This is a genomic window from Lysobacter dokdonensis DS-58 (assembly GCF_000770795.1).
GTDB classification, from domain to species: Bacteria; Pseudomonadota; Gammaproteobacteria; order Xanthomonadales; family Xanthomonadaceae; genus Noviluteimonas; species Noviluteimonas dokdonensis.
The window spans coordinates 37,363-53,123 of record NZ_JRKJ01000008.1; the positions used below are offsets into that span (position 1 = coordinate 37,363).

General features: G+C 67.6%; 10 protein-coding genes. All 10 read right to left on the bottom strand.

The genetic code is table 11. The annotated features are described in order from the left end of the window. Window positions 1–9: 9 nt before the first annotated feature. The 10 genes from LF41_RS16105 to LF41_RS07425 all read right to left on the bottom strand — a co-directional run bounded on the left by LF41_RS16105 (window position 10) and on the right by LF41_RS07425 (window position 15,669). Window positions 10–3,981 carry a PAS domain S-box protein gene (locus LF41_RS16105; protein WP_161786933.1) on the bottom strand — a complete coding sequence of 1,324 codons (3,972 nt, stop codon included), beginning with the start codon at window positions 3,979–3,981 and terminating at the stop codon, window positions 10–12. 48 nt (window positions 3,982–4,029) lie between these two features. Beyond that, the gene (locus LF41_RS07385; protein WP_036168051.1) at window positions 4,030–5,001 is read right to left on the bottom strand and encodes a lysylphosphatidylglycerol synthase domain-containing protein; all 972 of its coding nucleotides are present in this window, start codon (window positions 4,999–5,001) and stop codon (window positions 4,030–4,032) included. Continuing rightward, window positions 4,998–6,209: a cardiolipin synthase ClsB gene (gene clsB, locus LF41_RS07390; protein WP_052116222.1), complete on the bottom strand. Its 1,212-nt coding sequence runs from the start codon at window positions 6,207–6,209 to the stop codon at window positions 4,998–5,000. The genes LF41_RS07385 and clsB overlap by 4 nt, the downstream gene beginning before the upstream one ends. A gap of 2 nt (window positions 6,210–6,211) precedes the next feature. Then, a complete protein-coding gene (locus LF41_RS07395; RefSeq protein WP_036168054.1) occupies window positions 6,212–6,955 on the bottom strand; it encodes an endonuclease/exonuclease/phosphatase family protein in 744 nt (247 codons plus the stop codon). Between the two features lie 60 nt (window positions 6,956–7,015). Continuing rightward, on the bottom strand, window positions 7,016–8,119 hold the full coding sequence (gene dinB / locus LF41_RS07400; protein ID WP_425599470.1) for a DNA polymerase IV: 1,104 nt from the start codon (window positions 8,117–8,119) through the stop codon (window positions 7,016–7,018). Then, entirely contained in the window at window positions 8,110–9,381 is a 1,272-nt protein-coding gene (locus tag LF41_RS07405) for a sulfite exporter TauE/SafE family protein (RefSeq protein WP_036168057.1), read from the bottom strand. The genes dinB and LF41_RS07405 overlap by 10 nt, the downstream gene beginning before the upstream one ends. An 80-nt stretch (window positions 9,382–9,461) precedes the next feature. Further along, the gene (locus LF41_RS16110) at window positions 9,462–10,817 is read right to left on the bottom strand and encodes a hypothetical protein (RefSeq protein ID WP_052116223.1); all 1,356 of its coding nucleotides are present in this window, start codon (window positions 10,815–10,817) and stop codon (window positions 9,462–9,464) included. A gap of 127 nt (window positions 10,818–10,944) precedes the next feature. Beyond that, window positions 10,945–11,793, bottom strand: coding sequence for a ribonuclease H-like domain-containing protein (locus LF41_RS07415; RefSeq protein ID WP_052116224.1), 849 nt, complete (start codon window positions 11,791–11,793; stop codon window positions 10,945–10,947). Next, a complete protein-coding gene (locus tag LF41_RS07420) occupies window positions 11,790–14,195 on the bottom strand; it encodes a DEAD/DEAH box helicase (RefSeq protein ID WP_036168060.1) in 2,406 nt (801 codons plus the stop codon). The genes LF41_RS07415 and LF41_RS07420 overlap by 4 nt, the downstream gene beginning before the upstream one ends. A gap of 70 nt (window positions 14,196–14,265) precedes the next feature. Further along, complete coding sequence (locus LF41_RS07425) at window positions 14,266–15,669, bottom strand: GntP family permease (RefSeq protein WP_036168062.1); 1,404 nt, start codon at window positions 15,667–15,669, stop codon at window positions 14,266–14,268. Window positions 15,670–15,761: the final 92 nt, after the last annotated feature.

The following is a 15,761-nucleotide window of genomic DNA, read 5'->3' on the forward strand; positions in this document are numbered from 1 at the left end:
TTTTCTGCCTCAATGCAGCGCGTCCAACCGCGCCAGCAGCAACCCCGGATCCACCGGCTTGACCAGGTGCGCATCGAACCCGCACGCCGCCGAGCGTTGCCGGTCCGCATCCGATCCCCAGCCCGTCGTCGCCATCACCGCGATCTTGTCGCCTTCGGGCATCGCGCGGATCTGCTGGCACGTCTCGAATCCATCGAGCGTCGGCATGCCGAGGTCGAGCAGCACGACATCGGGCCGGCGTTCGGCGATCGCCTCCAGCGCCGCGCGGCCGTCGTACACCGTGCGTACCTCGTGCCCGCGCATCTGCAGGAACAAGGCCATCGAATCCGCGCTCTCGTGATTGTCGTCGGCCACCACGATCGACATCGCATGCCGCTGCCGCACCACGGGCCATTCGCCCGACTCCTCGATCAACGCGCCCGGCGCGAGCGGCAAGCGCACGACGAACTCGCTGCCTTGCCCCAACCCCGCGCTGCGCGCTTCCACCGTGCCGCCGTGTTGCTCGACCAGGCTCTTGACCAGCGTCAACCCGATCCCCAGCCCGCCCTGCGAATGCGCGCGCCCATGCTCGCTCTGCGTGAACATGTCGAAGACGTGCGTGAGCATCTCCGGCGCCAGGCCGATGCCGTCATCGCGCACGCGCACTTCGGCGACGTCACCGTCGCGTCGCGCGAGCAGCGTGATGTTCCCGCCGGGCGGCGTGTACTTCGCCGCGTTGTTGAGCAGGTTGGTGAACACCTGCGCCAGGCGCATCGGGTCGGCGTCCAGCGCCAGCGCATCCGGCGCGGCCTCGACATGGAAATGATGGTTGGCCTGTTCGAGCAGCGGCCGACTGGTTTCGATCGCGCCTTCCAGCACGTCGCGCATCGTGACGCGCTGCTTGCGCAGCTCGATTTCGCCGCGCGTGATCCGCGAGACCTCCATCAGGTCGTCGACGAGGCGGATCATGTGCTGCACCTGCCGCTCCATCATCCCGTGCAACTTGTGCAATTGCGCGTCGTCACCTTCGGTCGCGCGCAGGATGTGCAGGCAGTTGCGCAGCGGCGCGAGCGGGTTGCGCAATTCGTGCGCCAGCGTGGCGAGGAATTCGTCCTTGCGCCGGTCGGCGGCGCGCAGGTCTTCCAGGCCTTGCCGGCGCTCGATCAGGTCGGCGGCCTGGCGCGCCAGGATGTCGAGCAGGCGCAGGTCGCGTTCGGCCGGCATGTGCGGGCGCGTCCAGTGCGTGGAAAGCATGCCGACGATCTGCCCGTCGCGTGCGAACAACGGCGTGCTCTGCACCGCGGCGATGCCGGTGCGGCGGTAGCGATCCTGGTCGGCGGAGCCGGCCATCGTGTCGTGCCGTTCGATGTTCTCGATGATCATCCGGCCCTCGGCGCGCATGGCCTGCGCGCTGCAACTCTGCGACGCCGGGCCTGCGTCGATCCATGTCCATTCGATCGCCGATTGCGGGGTGAACCCGCGCGAGGCCAGCAACTCCAGTTGCCCGCCGTTGCCGCGTTCCGGGTGCAGCCGCTGCAGTACCGCGAACTGCGAGCGCATGATCGCCATCGCCGCGGCCACCAGGTTGTCGTACAGCGCGTCCTCGCTTTCTTCGTGCACCAGCTCGGCGCTGATCTCCTGCAACAGCTTGGCGTCGGCGAGTTCGGCCTCCAGGCGCGATTCGCTCTCGCGCACCGCCGCCTCGGCGCGCGCACGCGCGATCGCGGCCCACGTGCGCTCCGCGGTTTCCTCGATCAACGCGATCTCGTCGCCGGCCCACAGGCGCGGCGTCGCCTGCTGCACGCTGAGTAGAGCGGAGAGACGACCGTGCTTCACCAGCGGGACGCTGACGTGCGCGCGCACCTGCACGCGCTCGTATGCATCGCGCTGCGCCTGCGCCAGCGTGCTCGATGCATGCGCGTCATCGAGCACCACCGTACGCCCGGCGCGCAATCGCTGGCCGATCTCCTCGCCGAACGTCGCGAGCTCGTGTTCTCCGTTCACCGAGGACATGCCTTCGCGGCAATGATCGGTGTGGACATGCAGGATGTGCCCGTCTTCCGACATCTCGGCGTACAGCGTTCGATCCGCACCGAGATGCTCGCAGAGCGCGGTGGCCGCGGTGCACTGGATTTCGACCGGATCGGACAGTGGCCGCAACAGATCGCTCAGCGACACGCGGAACGCCGCGCGCGCCGCCGACCGCCGCATCAACGCTTCGGCGCGCTTGCGCTCGGTGATGTCCAGCGCCATTGCGACGACATATCGACGGCCGTCCTTCAGCCGCCCGGGTGACGAGGCATTCATGCTCCACGTGCGCGGCAGGCCGTTGCGCGTGACGATCTCGATGTCGGTCTGCACCATCGCGTGGTCGCTGCCGAAGATGCGCTCGATCGCGTCGCGGAATTCGCCCTCGCGGATGCCGTAGGCGCGCCGCAGCCAATCCTGCAGGACGGCCGAATCGGTCTTCGTGTAACCGGTGAGTTCGGTCCAGTGGCGGCTGAGGTTGAGGATCTCGCCGTCGTCGGCATGCAGGCACAGCGCGAGCGGCGCGTCCTCCACCGTTCGCCGCAATTGCGCTTCGTTTTCGCGCAGGCGCTCCATCGCGCCACGGCGTTCGGAATCGTCGAAGTTCACCCCCGTCATCGCCACCGCGCGTCCCTCCGCGTTGTAGACGGCGCGGCCGCGCGACACGATCCAATGCACACTGCCGTCGGGCCACACCACGCGGAAATCGGCGTCGTAGTCGGTGTGCGCGGCGATAGTCTCCGCCAGCGCCTGGCGCATGGCGTCGCGGTCCTCGGGGTGGATGAGTTCGTCGAACGCACGCTGGAACGTCAGCGTTTCGTGCGGCTGCACGCCGAAGTTCGCCTTGCACTGGTCGGACGCCTGCGTTTCCAGCGTGATCAGATCGAGGTGCCACGTGCCGAGGCGACCCGTGGCGAGCGCGAGTTCCAGCCGGTCCGCCTGGTCGCGCAGCGACCGTTCGAGTCGCTTGTGTTCGCCGATGTCGATGATGACGGCGACGAAGCCTTCGTAACGCCCATCGGGCCCGCGCAACGCACTGACGCTCGCGCTACCCCACAACGGCTCTCCGTCCTTGCGGCGATAGCGCTTCTCGACGGTGAGGCTGGGCATGCCGCCTTCGAGACGGCGCAGCGCGTCCATCGAGCGTTCGAGCGATTCGGGATCGGTGATGTCGGCGAGGTGTTTGCCCAGCAGCTCGTCTTCGCGGTACCCGAGCATCCGGCACCAGCAACGATTGGCGTAGATCACGCGTCCGTCGGCGTCGGCGACCATGATGCCCGCGACGCTCTGGTGCAGGATCGTGTGCAGGCGGCGCTCGCTGTCTTCGAGCTTGTCGACGGCGTGCGCGCGTTCGATCCAGTCGGCCGCCTGGCGCGAGAGCAGGTCGAGCAGCAACAGGTCGCGTTCGCCCGGCACGCCATCGGGATGGTGCGTCGTCAACACGCCGAGTACGCGGCCATCGCGTGCGAGCAGCGGCGCGGCCTGGATCGCGCGCAGGCCGCCCATCACCAGTGCCGCGCGCGTGTCGGGGTCGAAGTAGGGCGACAGCGCGACGTCGTCCACCATCATGCGCCGTGCGGTGCGCGCGCATTCTTCGGCGAGCGCTCCCGCTTCGGCGACGCGCTGGAAATCGTCGAAGCTGTGTTCGAGCCCGTGGCTGACGATCAGGTCGAGGTCGCCATCCTCGCGCACCATGCGCAGGTCGCCGCTTTGCGCACCCGTGACGGCGACCGCCGCGGCCACGACATCCTGCAGCAATTGTTCTTCGTCCTCGTCGTCGCGCACCAGGCGCGTGCTGAGTTTCTGCAGGCGGCGCAGGTGGTCGATCTCGGTTTCGTGCAACTGCAACGCGGTGCGCAGCGCATGCGGCCAGTTCGTCAGCGGCCCCAGCGGCGTGGACGCCCAATCGAACGCGTGGACACGCCGAAGCCAGTCGCCCTCGCCGGCGCGTCGCTCGGCTTCTGGTTCGTGCATGTCCATGGTCACGACGGCGTCGCGCGATCCCTTTCGTTTGCGAAGACCCTACTGCTTCGCAACGGACGCAGGCGTGGAGGTCGGCCGCCGCCTGAACTCGAGAGCCGCGTACGCGAGCGTCGCCGCCGCCAGCGGCGCGAGGTAATAACAGGCGCGATATGCAAGCAGTGCGCCAATCAGCTGCGGGGCGGGGACGCGATGCCCGAGCAGGGCGATGAATACGGCTTCCGCCACGCCGATGCCTGCCGGGATGTGCGCGATCGCGCTGGCCACCGCCGCGAGCAGCAGCGCGGCGATGACGGTCGCATCCCCCACCTGGGGGAGGAAGCAGGCGACGACCAGGCCCATCAACGTCCAGTTGGTCGTCGCCATTGCGAGCTGCAGGAGCGCCAGGCGCACCGACGGAAACCGGAAATGATGTCCGCGCACATGGAAGACGCGGCCATGCGTCACGTGGCAGGCGATCAGGTACGCGGCCGCGATCGCGAGCAGGACCACGCCCAGCACGCGCATGCCGGCGCCGGAGCCCAGCCCGAACACGTGGATCGGGAAGTCGGGCGGCGGCACGATCGCCCCGCTGGCGAACAACGCGCCCGCCAGCAGGAAATAGCCGATCCAGTTGGTCGCCACGCAGAATCCGATCACCCGCGTGATGCGCCCCAGCGGTACGCCTTCGCGGGCGTACATCCGCAATCGGAAGCCGGCCCCGCCGACCGCCGCGCCGATGTTCAGCGCGAAGGTGTAGGCGATGAAGGAGATCCACATCACCCGCAACGTCGGCACATCGTGCCCGGCATAGCGCCGCGCGGCGAGGTCGTAGCCGGTGTAGAGCAGGAAGCTCGCGGCCGTCAGCGCGAGCGCGATGGCGAGGGTGTGCGGTTCGAGATTGCGCAGCGTAGCGACGACTTCCCGCCAATCGATCGACTGCGCCGCGCGCCACAACAGCCACGTCACGCCGCACAGGAAGGCGATGAACGCCACGCGCTTGGCCCGCGCGACCCACGGGCGGCGGTGCTTCACGTGCCATCCGCCGGTGCAGTGACGCGCACCAGTTGCGGCGTATGCCCGGGCAGGAGGCCAGCCCAGCGCGGGAAGCGGCGCAGCACATGGAACAGCAGCGGCCGCGTGATGCGGGACCACCACGTGCGCTCGCCCAGCTGCGCGACGTCGATCGCGTGGCATTCCCGCTGGCGCAACGCGGCGAGGCGCGCGGTGAGTTGCGAGGCGAAGCCCGCATCGCGCACGAAGATGTTCGCCTCGAGGTTCAACGCCAGGCTCAACGGGTCGAGGTTGCTCGACCCGATCGTCGACCAGCGTCCATCGATCACGGCGACCTTCCCGTGGAACTGCCGTTCGCAGTACTCGACGATGTCGACGCGGGCGCGGAGCAGGTGCCGATACAACGTCCGCGTGGCGGGATGCGCGATGGGCGAATCCGATTCCGCGGCAACGAGCAGCGTGACCTTCACGCCGCGACGCGCAGCACGACGCAGTTCGCGCAGGAAGCCCCAGCCCGGGAAGAAGTAGGCGTTGGCGATGGTGATCTCGTGTTTCGCTTCGCGGATCGCGCGACGGTACTCGCGTTCGATCGAGGTGCGTCGGCGGCGGTTGTCGCGGAGTTCGAACAGCACCTGCGCATCGCCGGCGTGCGCGCGCTCCACGCTGGCCGGCGGATGCGTCCATCGTTCGCCCGTGCCGTCCCCGCCGAGCGCCGAACGCGCGAACGAATGGATGTCGGCGACCACCGGCCCTTCGACCTCCACCGCGTAATCCTGCTTGTGCGTGGGGTCCGTCTCGACGAGATGATCGATCGAGTAATTGATCCCGCCGATGAAAGCGCGCTCGCCATCGACGATCAGCAACTTGCGGTGCAACCTGCGGAACACGTTCACGCGAACGCCCAGCAACCCCGGGTGCGGATCGAAGGCGTGCACGCGCACGCCGGCGGCGATCAGCTCCGACAGGAACTCCGGCGAGAACGCCGGCGACCCATAGCCATCGTAGGTGAGGTCCACGCGCACGCCGCGGTTCGCGGCCCGGATCAGGGTGCGTTGCAGATCGCGGCCGACGGCGTCCTCGAAGAGGATGAAGGTTTCGATGATCACTTCGCGCTGCGCGGCGGCGATCGCGGCGAACGCGCGCGGGAAGAATTCCTCGCCGTTCTCCAGCAAGGACACGCGATTGCCCGGGCGCCACGGGCCCGGCGGCCGCGGTCGACGCCAGCCCATGCTCACCACGCCACCTTCGCCAGCATCGGCACATGGTCGGACAGGTGCGACCACGGCTTGGCGGTCATCACGCGCGCCTGCGTGGCGCGCGCATTGCGGACGTAGATGCGGTCGACCGGCAGCAACGGCCAGCGTGCCGGGAAGGTCTTCGCGAGTTTGCCCTGCGATTGCAGGAACACTTCGGTCAGCCCGCAGCTGTCCATCACCGGATGTCCCCGACTGCGCCAGTCGTTGAAATCGCCGGCGACGATCAGCGGTGCGTCGCGCGGGATCGCATCGTGCAGCACTTCGCACAGCAGGCGCAGTTGCTTCTGCCGATGCGCTTCGTGCAGGCCCAGGTGCACGCAGATCGCGTGCAACGAATGCGCGCCGTCGTCGACATGCAACTGGCAGTGCAACAGGCCGCGGCCTTCATGGCCCGCGATGGAGATATCGCAGTTGCGATGCGCCCGGATCACGTACTTCGACAACACCGCGTTGCCATGGTGTCCGTGCGGATACGCGGCGTTGCGTCCGTAGGCGGCGTGCGACCAGATCGAGTCGGCGAGGAATTCGTATTGGGGCTTGTCGGGCCACTTGGCGTGCTTGCGCTTGTGGAGTTCGTTCTCGCCCATGACTTCCTGCAGGAACACGACGTCCGCGCCCACCTCGCGCACGGCGTCGCGCAGCTCGTGCAGCACGAAGCGGCGCCCGAACTGATCGAAGCCCATGTGGCAATTGAGGGTGAGGACGGTGACGGACGGCACGCGGCGGGGACGAATCGGGGGATGACCGCGATTGTGTGGGCCGCACCCGTGACGGGCGGGTCAGCCGAACAGGTCGCTCTGCGGCGTCGCCAGTCGGTCGGCGTCGATGAAGCCCGACAGGCCCACGCCCACGAGGCGGTAGCGCGTGCGCGAGGGCAGGTCGACGCGTTCGCGCAGCGCACACGCGATGTCGGCCACCGCGTCCAGTGAAGACGGCGGCTCGGGCGGCGTCAGGCTGCGCGTGAGGATGCGGAAGTCGTCGGTCTTCAGCTTGAGCACCACCGTGCGCGCGATGCGGCCGTGCGGATCGGCGCGTTCCTTCTCGCAGCCGCGCCAGGCTTTCTCCGCCAGGCGACGGATGTGGTCTTCCATGTCCGCCAGGCGCAGGTCGCGTTCGAAGGTGTCTTCGGCGCTGATCTGCATCGTCGGCCGTTCGGATTGCACCGGATGGTCGTCGATGCCGAGCGAGAGTTCGTGCAGGCGCCGGCCCCAGCGTCCGAAGCGCTGCTCGAGGTTCGCGGCGCCGAGCGTGCGCAGGTCCGCCACCGTCGATACGCCGAGTTCGGCGAGCTTGGCTTCCATCACCTTGCCGACACCGGGCAGGCGGCCGACGGGCAAGGGCGCGAGGAATGCTTCGACCTGGTGGGGCCTGATGACGAAGATGCCATCGGGCTTGCGCCAATCCGAGGCGATCTTCGCGAGGAACTTGTTCGGCGCAACGCCCGCCGATGCGGTGAGTTGCGTTTCTTCGCGGATCGCTTCGCGGATCGCCTGCGCGGTCGCGGTCGCGCTCGGCAGGCCGGTGAAGGTGTGCGTGACGTCGAGATAGGCCTCGTCGAGCGACAGCGGTTCGATCAGGTCGGTATGCCGCCCGAAGATCTCGCGCACATGCTTCGACACCGCCTTGTAACGCACGAAATCCGGCGGCACGAACACCGCCTGCGGGCACAGGCGTTCGGCGCGGATCGCCGGCATCGCCGAGCGCACCCCGAACTTGCGCGCTTCGTAACTGGCCGCGCAGACCACCGAGCGCGCACCGCGCCACGCGACGACGACGGGACGGCCGCGCAACGCCGGATCGTCGCGCTGCTCGACGGACGCATAGAACGCGTCCATGTCGACGTGCAGGATCTTGCGCTGGGGCGCGTCTTCGATCACCGCCAGAAGGGAATGAAGTCGGCGTCGGGCGCGGTGTCCTTCGGGCCGTGCTGCGGCAGCGTGACACCGAGGACATGGCGGCCTTGCGGGAGCCGGCGCACGTCGATCATCGCGACCAGCGCGGGCCGGTTGGTCCGCGCGTCCTCGCCGATGTCGAAGACCGGTGCGATCGGCTTGCCGTCGAGCGTCACCGGCCGCACGTGTTCGGCGTAGCAGGCCAGTTGCCGCTCCGCGGGCAAGGTGCCGCAGCGCTTGTCGAGGGCTGGGCCGTCGCGGTCGGGCACCCATGGCACGACCAATTGCACGTACGGTCCGATGATCACCGCGGACTGGATGAACGGGGATGCGGCGTTGCGGATCGGGTCGCGGCGGTCGTCGTAATGCGCGGGGTCGACCGAACGCGACGGAAGCTCGTCTTCGTCGGGGAAGGCGTCGTAGCTGCCGTACGCATCGGGGTTGCGCGCCACGTAGTAGCTCGTCGACGCGGCGAAGGTCGCGATGAAGAAGATCGACGCGATCAGCGCGATCGTCCGCCGCCGCCCGCGATGACTCGACAACAGCGCGAGCGCGGGGTTGTTCGCCATGCCCACGCCGATCTTCGAATAGAACCCCAGCACCGCGCGCAACACGCGCGTGCCGATGCCGTCCGGTGCCATGCGCGCACCGGCGCGGCGATCGATGGCCATCGCCAGCCCGTAGGGCACCATCGCGACGGCGATGGTCCACATCAGCCACAGCGAATTGGCGCGCACGCCGAAGCGCGCTTCGAGCAACCACGCGATGCCGAGCACGACCGCGGCGGCCAGCGTCACGACGCACAGGATGGAGGCGAGCACCACGCCCATCGCGAAGACCATCGTCGCGCGGTTGTCGGCGCGGTCGATCGCATCCTCCATCTTGCCCAGGCGTTTGCTTTCGAATTCGCGCGCGTTGGGCCCGAGCTTGAAATGGTCCCAATCCACGCCCTTGGGATAGATCGACAACATGCCGACCAGCGCGATCCACCGCGCGCGCAGCAGCAGATGGATCACGAACGTGACGGCGAGGATGATCGCCGCGCTCTTGGCGTAGACGTAGATGACGAAGAGCAGCTTGGCCCAGCGGTCGACCAGGCGCGGCGTCCAGTCGAGGATGTAGCGATCCAGCAGCTCGGGCAATTGCAGCATCGCGAACACGGCGACGCCGGAGATCAGCAGTTCGACCTCCCACGTGGGGGTGGTGTGGCGGGGCAGCGATGTCGCCTCGTCGCGTGCGTCCGGATGGGTCATGGAAGGGCCCCTGCCTGTGTGCGCGCAGGATGCCCGATAACGTCATCCCCGCGAAAGCGGGGATGACGGGGGGACGCGCCTCAGGTCGGAGGCGTGGGCAGTGTGAAAACGAACGGGCAGGGCTTGGGCTTGATCACCAGGACCGTGCCGCCGTTGATCGCGGTGATCCACGCCAGCAGCTGCTCCTGCACGGCGCGGTTCGGATCGCCCACCGGCGTGTTGCCGTCGGCGCCGAGCGCGAGGTTGGCTTCGTCCAGCAATCCCTGGATCGTGAGCCCCGCGGCCTTGTAGTAGTTCTCCTTGGTGACGTAGCCGGCGTCGATGTTGAGCCGCAGGATCGCCACCTGGCGGGACAATGCGTACGCCATGTTCGTGGTGCTGGCGTTGTTGACCCAATTGACGAACGTCGTCCAGTTCTGCGCCTGTGTCGGCGTCGCCAGCGTGGTGGTCAGGTTCCAGTTGCTGCCGCTGGAAGAGCGCAGGTTCAACTGGTTGAGCGCGTTGAACTCGGGGTTCATCGTGCCGCCGTCGTTGACCTTCGTCTGCCCGGACGCGGTGATCCACCACGACTTCGGCTTGCCGCCGCTCTTGCAGTCGCAGTAGTTGCCGAACTCGACGATCGTCGTCTCGCCGACCGTCAGCGTCAGGCCCGTGACCGGGTTGGTCGGCGTGCCCGTCGGCGTGCCGTTGACGATGGACGCGGACTGGTGCCACGTGCCGCCACCGAGGCCTTCGGTCACCGAGTACGTCAGCGTCGGATCCATCCCGAGGAAGCTCACGATGCCGTCGGGGGATTGCGTCAGGCCCGCGCCGCTGCCGCCGTTGCTGTCGCCCAGCGTCATCAGCCAACCGAAGATCGGCTGCTCGTCCGGGTCCCAGTCGCCGTTGGCGTTGGCGTCGTAGAACTTGTAGATGCTGATGTCGGCCGTCTGCGGTTGTTCGGACGGCAGCTTGACGTGGAAGTTGTCGGTCTTGCTGTCGCTGTTCTTGAAACCGCCGTTGGCGATGTAATCCGACTTGCGCGTGATCCACACCTTGTACACGCCGCCGTTGTTCGGCGTGTCGTCGAACGGCGCCAGTTGCACGCGGACGCCCGAGCAGGGCGGGTCCACCGTGTCGATGGCATGGTCGTTAGCAAATTGCGCCACGCCGCCGACCACGGTGAACTCGCGGTGGTCGATGGTGTCGCTGCTCAACACCACGCTCCCGGAGGGGTTGGTGACCTGGAAGACGTAGGTGTCATCGGGAATCGCGGCGGCGTTGCAGTTGGAATTGGTCGGCCCACCGTTGAGGTAGACGTCCGCCTTGTTCTCGTACTGGTTGACGTTGACGTTGCCGTCGGTGTCGGTGGTGAAGATGGCGCCGCTGATGGACGCGGCGAACGCCGATGGCGCCAGGCATGCGGACAGGAGGATGCCTGCCGCGCGAAGGCGCACACGTGGGTGAGCGTGTGTCATGGTCTTGCCCCTGCTCCGCGATGAAAGATCGCAGCCTGTTCAACGCCGTGATCTTCGCGTGCAGGACGACCGTTGGTCGCCATTTTCGGTGAATGGGGAAGCGACCTCAGCCTTGCGCGCCAGCGATGCTCAAGTGCCGCAGCAATCGCGACAGCGACACCACGTCCTGGTGGTTGTGCGAGAGCACGCGCCGCAGGTTTTGCGCACTCCCGCCGCGAAGGAACGACAACCACGCCGACGGCGCTTCCGAACCGGGCAGGTCGTCTTCCCGCACGATGCGCAGCACCTGGCGCTCGATGGTGGCCAAGCGGCAGTTCTCGTAAACGCCGCGGTAGCGCCGGCGCGTCGGGTACAACAGATCCACATGCTGCAACCCGAACAGGGGATTGGTTTTCCGCGCGAGTCGGTAGCGCGTGGCGAGCAGTGGGGCGTCGTAGCACTTGCCGTTGTAGCTGACGAGCACGGTGTCGGGCGCGACCCACTCGCGGAACGCATCGAGCATCGCGGACTCCGCGGCCATCGTGCGCATCGTGAGCTGGCGGATGCGCAACGCACCGCCGTGCCAGTCCGCCGCGCCGATCATGAAGGCGCGCGTGCCGGTGCCGCCGGCCAGGCCCGTCGTTTCCGTATCGAAGAAGAGCATGCGCGACGGATCGAGCGCGTCCTTGCGGTCGAAAGCGCCGCAGAAGGATTCGGGCAACGCATCGTCGGCGACGATGGCTTCGCGCAGATGCAGGCCCGGCGCGATTTCGACACCGGGCAATGAGCGATCGGAATCCACGCGCACCATCGGCGGCGCGGGCGCGCGAATGCGGAGCAACTGGCGGAGGTGTTCGATCGACGCCTGCGCAGGCCGCGCGGGAGTCGAAGCGGGGAGTGGCGCCGGTTCCCTTGCGGGGATATCGCCACCGGCTTGGCGCTTGAGTGCCTTGAGTTTGTCGAGCGTCAGGCTCATGCCGTCTCCAACGCACCGAGCACGCGCAACGCGAGTGCCCGCGGCGAATCGACGGTGTCTTCCTGCATCTCCAGCACGGGCCCGACGCACGCAGGGCACCCGGCCTTGCAATCGCAGCGCTCGACCAACTCGCGCGCGAGCACCACGAGTTCATGCTGCCGTCGCCACAACGGCTCGCTCTGCCCGACGCCGCCGGGGTAGTTGTCGTAGAGATAGACCGTCGGCACGAAGCGGTCGTGCACGTTCGGATCGCCCACGCTGCCATCGGTGCTGCGCAACTGCCCGCGTCCTCGGCCATCGGCGGTGGCGAACCACGCGCCATCGCCGCTGCCGACCGCCTTCTGCAGGTCCGCCGCATCGGCCATCACGGCCACCTTGGCGACGACGTGCAACGCGTACGCCGCACCGAGGAAGCCATCCAGCGCATCCTGTCGCGAGGCGAACCGCGCATCGAGCGTCTCCTGCGGCAATTGCCACCACAGCGAACTCGTGTGCATTTCCTGGTCGGGCAACGTGACCGGGCCGTAACCGATGTTCTCGTGCGTGTAGTAGCGGATCTTCTTGTAGCCAGCGACGCGGCGGACGACGTGCACCTCGCCGTGGTGGCACGTGCCCGCGCCGGCGATGCAGCCATCGAACCGCTCCAGTACCTTGAGCTTGGTGTAGTCGATCGCGTCGGTGTAGTAGTCGACGTGCGTGCGCGTGACGTAGGCCTTGCGGCCTTCCCAGTCGAGGCGCTCCACTTGGTAGGGCGTGGACTGCACCATGTGGATCGCGCCTTCGTAGAGCATCAGCGGCGCGGAGGAGTAGTCGACCTCGGCGATGATCACCTGGCGCCCGTCGGTGCGGTCGACGACGACGAAGTTGCCATCGGCCACCGACCGCAGACTCACCGCGTTGGCGGGATAACTGTCTGCGATCCATTCCCAGCGGCCGCCTTCGGCATGCACCACGCCATCCTGGGCGAGCAGTTCGAGATAGACGGTCGGATCCACGGGGCCAAAACGCTCGCCTTCGAGGAACGGGAGTTCGAACGCGGCGCAGCGGATATGGTCGAGCAGGATCACCGGTTGGTCGGGTGCGATGCGCGCGTGTTCCGGCGTGGACGCGGAGAAGAATTCCGGGTGGCGCACGACATATTGGTCGAGCGGATCGGAACTGGCGACGAGCACGCCCACCGACGCCTGCTGCCGGCGGCCCGCGCGGCCGAAGCGTTGCCATGTGGCCGCAACGGAGCCCGGATAACCGTTGAGCACCACCACATCCAGGCTGCCGATGTCGACGCCGAGCTCCAGCGCGGACGTGGAGACGATGCCGTCGATGCGCCCTTCGCGCATCGCTCTCTCGGCTTCTCTGCGCTCGGTCGGCAGGTAACCGCCGCGATACGCGCGGATGCGCGCGGGCTTGCGGGGGTCGTGGTCGAAGACGTCCTTCAGGTATTTCGTCAGCACCTCGACCATCGTGCGCGATTGCGCGAACACCAGCGTCTTGAGCCCGGCGCGGATCGCGGTGCGCGCGATCTTGTTGCTCTGCGAGCGGGCGGAGGCGCGCAGGCCGAGGTCGGGGTTCACGACCGGCGGGTTCCAGAGCAGCACGTGTTTGTCGCCGGTCGGCGCGCCGGAGTCGGTGATCGCGGTGACGTCGCTTTCGATCAGGGTTTCGGCGTGGTCCTTCGGGTTGCCGATGGTCGCCGAGCAGAGGATGAATTGCGGGTTGGCGCCGTAGAAGGCGCACACGCGACGCAGGCGACGAAGCACGTTGGCCAGGTGCGAGCCGAACACACCGCGGTAGCTGTGGATTTCATCGATGACGACGTACTGCAGGCCTTCGAAGAACTGCGCCCACTTGGTGTGGTGGGGCAGGATGCCCTGATGGAGCATGTCGGGGTTGCTGACGACGATGTCGCCGTTGAGGCGGATGGCCTGGCGTTGGTCGCCGGGGGTGTCGCCGTCGAACGTGGCGGTGCGCAGGCCGAGGTCGCCGGCGCGGTTGAGTTCGATCAGTTCGGCGACCTGGTCCTGCGCGAGGGCCTTGGTCGGGAAGAGGTAGAGCGCCTTGGCTTGCTTGGTCATCGCGGCGGCGACGACGGGCAGGGTGTAGCAGAGGGATTTGCCGGAGGCGGTCGGGGTGGCGACGACGAGGTGTTCGCCGCGTTGCGCGGCATCCCAGGCATCGCGTTGGTGGGCGTAGAGCTGCGTGACGCCGCGGGCGCGCAGGGCGTGGGCGAGTTTTTCGGGAAGGGTGTCGGGCAGTGCGGCGTATCGGCCTTCGCGGCCGGGGATGAGGAAGTGGCCCGTGATCAGCGCGGCGTGCTTGCCGGCGAGCTTGGTGGCGAGCAGGCCGCCATCGCGCATCTGCGGGGCGGGTGGGGCAGGGTGTTCGAACAGCGTCAGTGCCGACATCGGGCGTCTCCTTGCGACGCCGCGAGTTGTAGGCGTGGTCCGTCTCAGGACGTGAGAAGCACAAGGAAGGTCAAACGATCCCGAACGCGTAGAACGCACCGATCGCGACGAACACCGCCGCCGTCTTGATCAGCGTGATCGCGAAGATGTCCTTGTATGCCTGCCGATGCGTCAACCCGGTCACGGCCAGCAACGTGATCACCGCGCCGTTGTGGGGCAGGGTGTCCATGCCGCCGGAGGCCATCGCGGCCACGCGGTGCAACACCTCCATCGGAATCCCCGACGCCTGCGCATTCGCGATGAACGTCTCCGCCATTGCAGCCAGCGCAATGCTCATCCCGCCCGATGCCGACCCCGTGATGCCGGCCAACGCCGTCACCGTCACCGCCTCGTTGACCAACGGATTCGGGATCGCGCGCAACGCATCGGCGACGACCAGGAACCCCGGCAACGCGGCGATCACCGCACCGAACCCGTACTCCGACGCCGTGTTCATCGAGGCGAGCAACGCCCCGCCGATGGCCGACTTCGTGCCTTCCGCGAACCGCGCCACCACCGGCTTCCAAGCCAGCACCAGCACCGCGACGATCCCCGCGAGCAGCGCCCCCTCGACCGCCCAGATTGCCGTGACCTTCGAGACCTCCTGGATCACCGGCGCGGGCGAACCGATCACCCCGGGCACGAACGAATGCTCCACCCCGTACCAACCGGGAATCGCGTTCGTCAGCAGCTTGTTCACCACGCCGACCAACACCAGCGGGAACAACGCGACCAACGGATTCGCCAACCGATCGCCGACGAACGACGCCGGCTCGTTCACCAGCGTCGCAGGATCGCCATAGCCTTCGCCCTTGCGCACGGCCGCACGCCGGCGCGATTCCAGATACGCCAGGCCTGCCAGCAAGATCGCGACCGCCCCGATCATCCCCAACCACGGCGCCGCCCACCCGTTCGTGCCGAAGAACGCCGACGGGATGATGTTCTGGATCTGCGGCGTGCCCGGCAGCGCATCCATCGTGAAGGTGAAGGCCCCGAGCGCGATGGTCCCGGGAATCAGGCGCTTGGGAATGTCGGCCTGCCGGAACAACTCCGCCGCGAACGGATACACCGCGAACACCACGACGAACAACGAGACCCCGCCATACGTCAGCAACGCGCACACCAACACGATCGACAGGATCGCGCGCTTCGCCCCGACCACCCGGATCGCCGCCTTCACGATGGCCCGCGAAAACCCCGACAACTCGATCAGCTTCCCGAACACCGCCCCCAGCAGGAACACCGGGAAATAGAGCTTGAGGAACCCGACCATCTTGTCCATGAACAGGCCGGTGAACATCGGCGCGACCAGCGACGGATCGGTCAGCAACACCGCGCCGAGCGCGGCGATGGGCGCGAAGAGGATGACGCTGTGGCCGCGGTAGGCGACCACCATCAGGAACACCAGTGCGGCCAGCACGATCAGGAAAGCCATGCGTCGTCCCCGGTCGCAAGGGGCGACCACGATGGCGGCAGTGTTCGGCACCGCGCCCCGCGGGCCCACTGTCCGAAAGTACGATGCCGGAA

Excerpts from the sequence above, each read along its gene's own strand:
- LF41_RS16105 (WP_161786933.1), bottom strand. The coding sequence starts at position 3,981 with ATGCACGAACCAGAAGCCGAGCGACGCGCCGGCGAGGGCGACTGGCTT.
- clsB (WP_052116222.1), bottom strand. The coding sequence starts at position 6,209 with ATGGGCTGGCGTCGACCGCGGCCGCCGGGCCCGTGGCGCCCGGGCAAT.
- LF41_RS07405 (WP_036168057.1), bottom strand. The coding sequence starts at position 9,381 with ATGACCCATCCGGACGCACGCGACGAGGCGACATCGCTGCCCCGCCAC.
- LF41_RS07415 (WP_052116224.1), bottom strand. The coding sequence starts at position 11,793 with ATGAGCCTGACGCTCGACAAACTCAAGGCACTCAAGCGCCAAGCCGGT.
- LF41_RS07420 (WP_036168060.1), bottom strand. The coding sequence starts at position 14,195 with ATGTCGGCACTGACGCTGTTCGAACACCCTGCCCCACCCGCCCCGCAG.
- LF41_RS07425 (WP_036168062.1), bottom strand. The coding sequence starts at position 15,669 with ATGGCTTTCCTGATCGTGCTGGCCGCACTGGTGTTCCTGATGGTGGTC.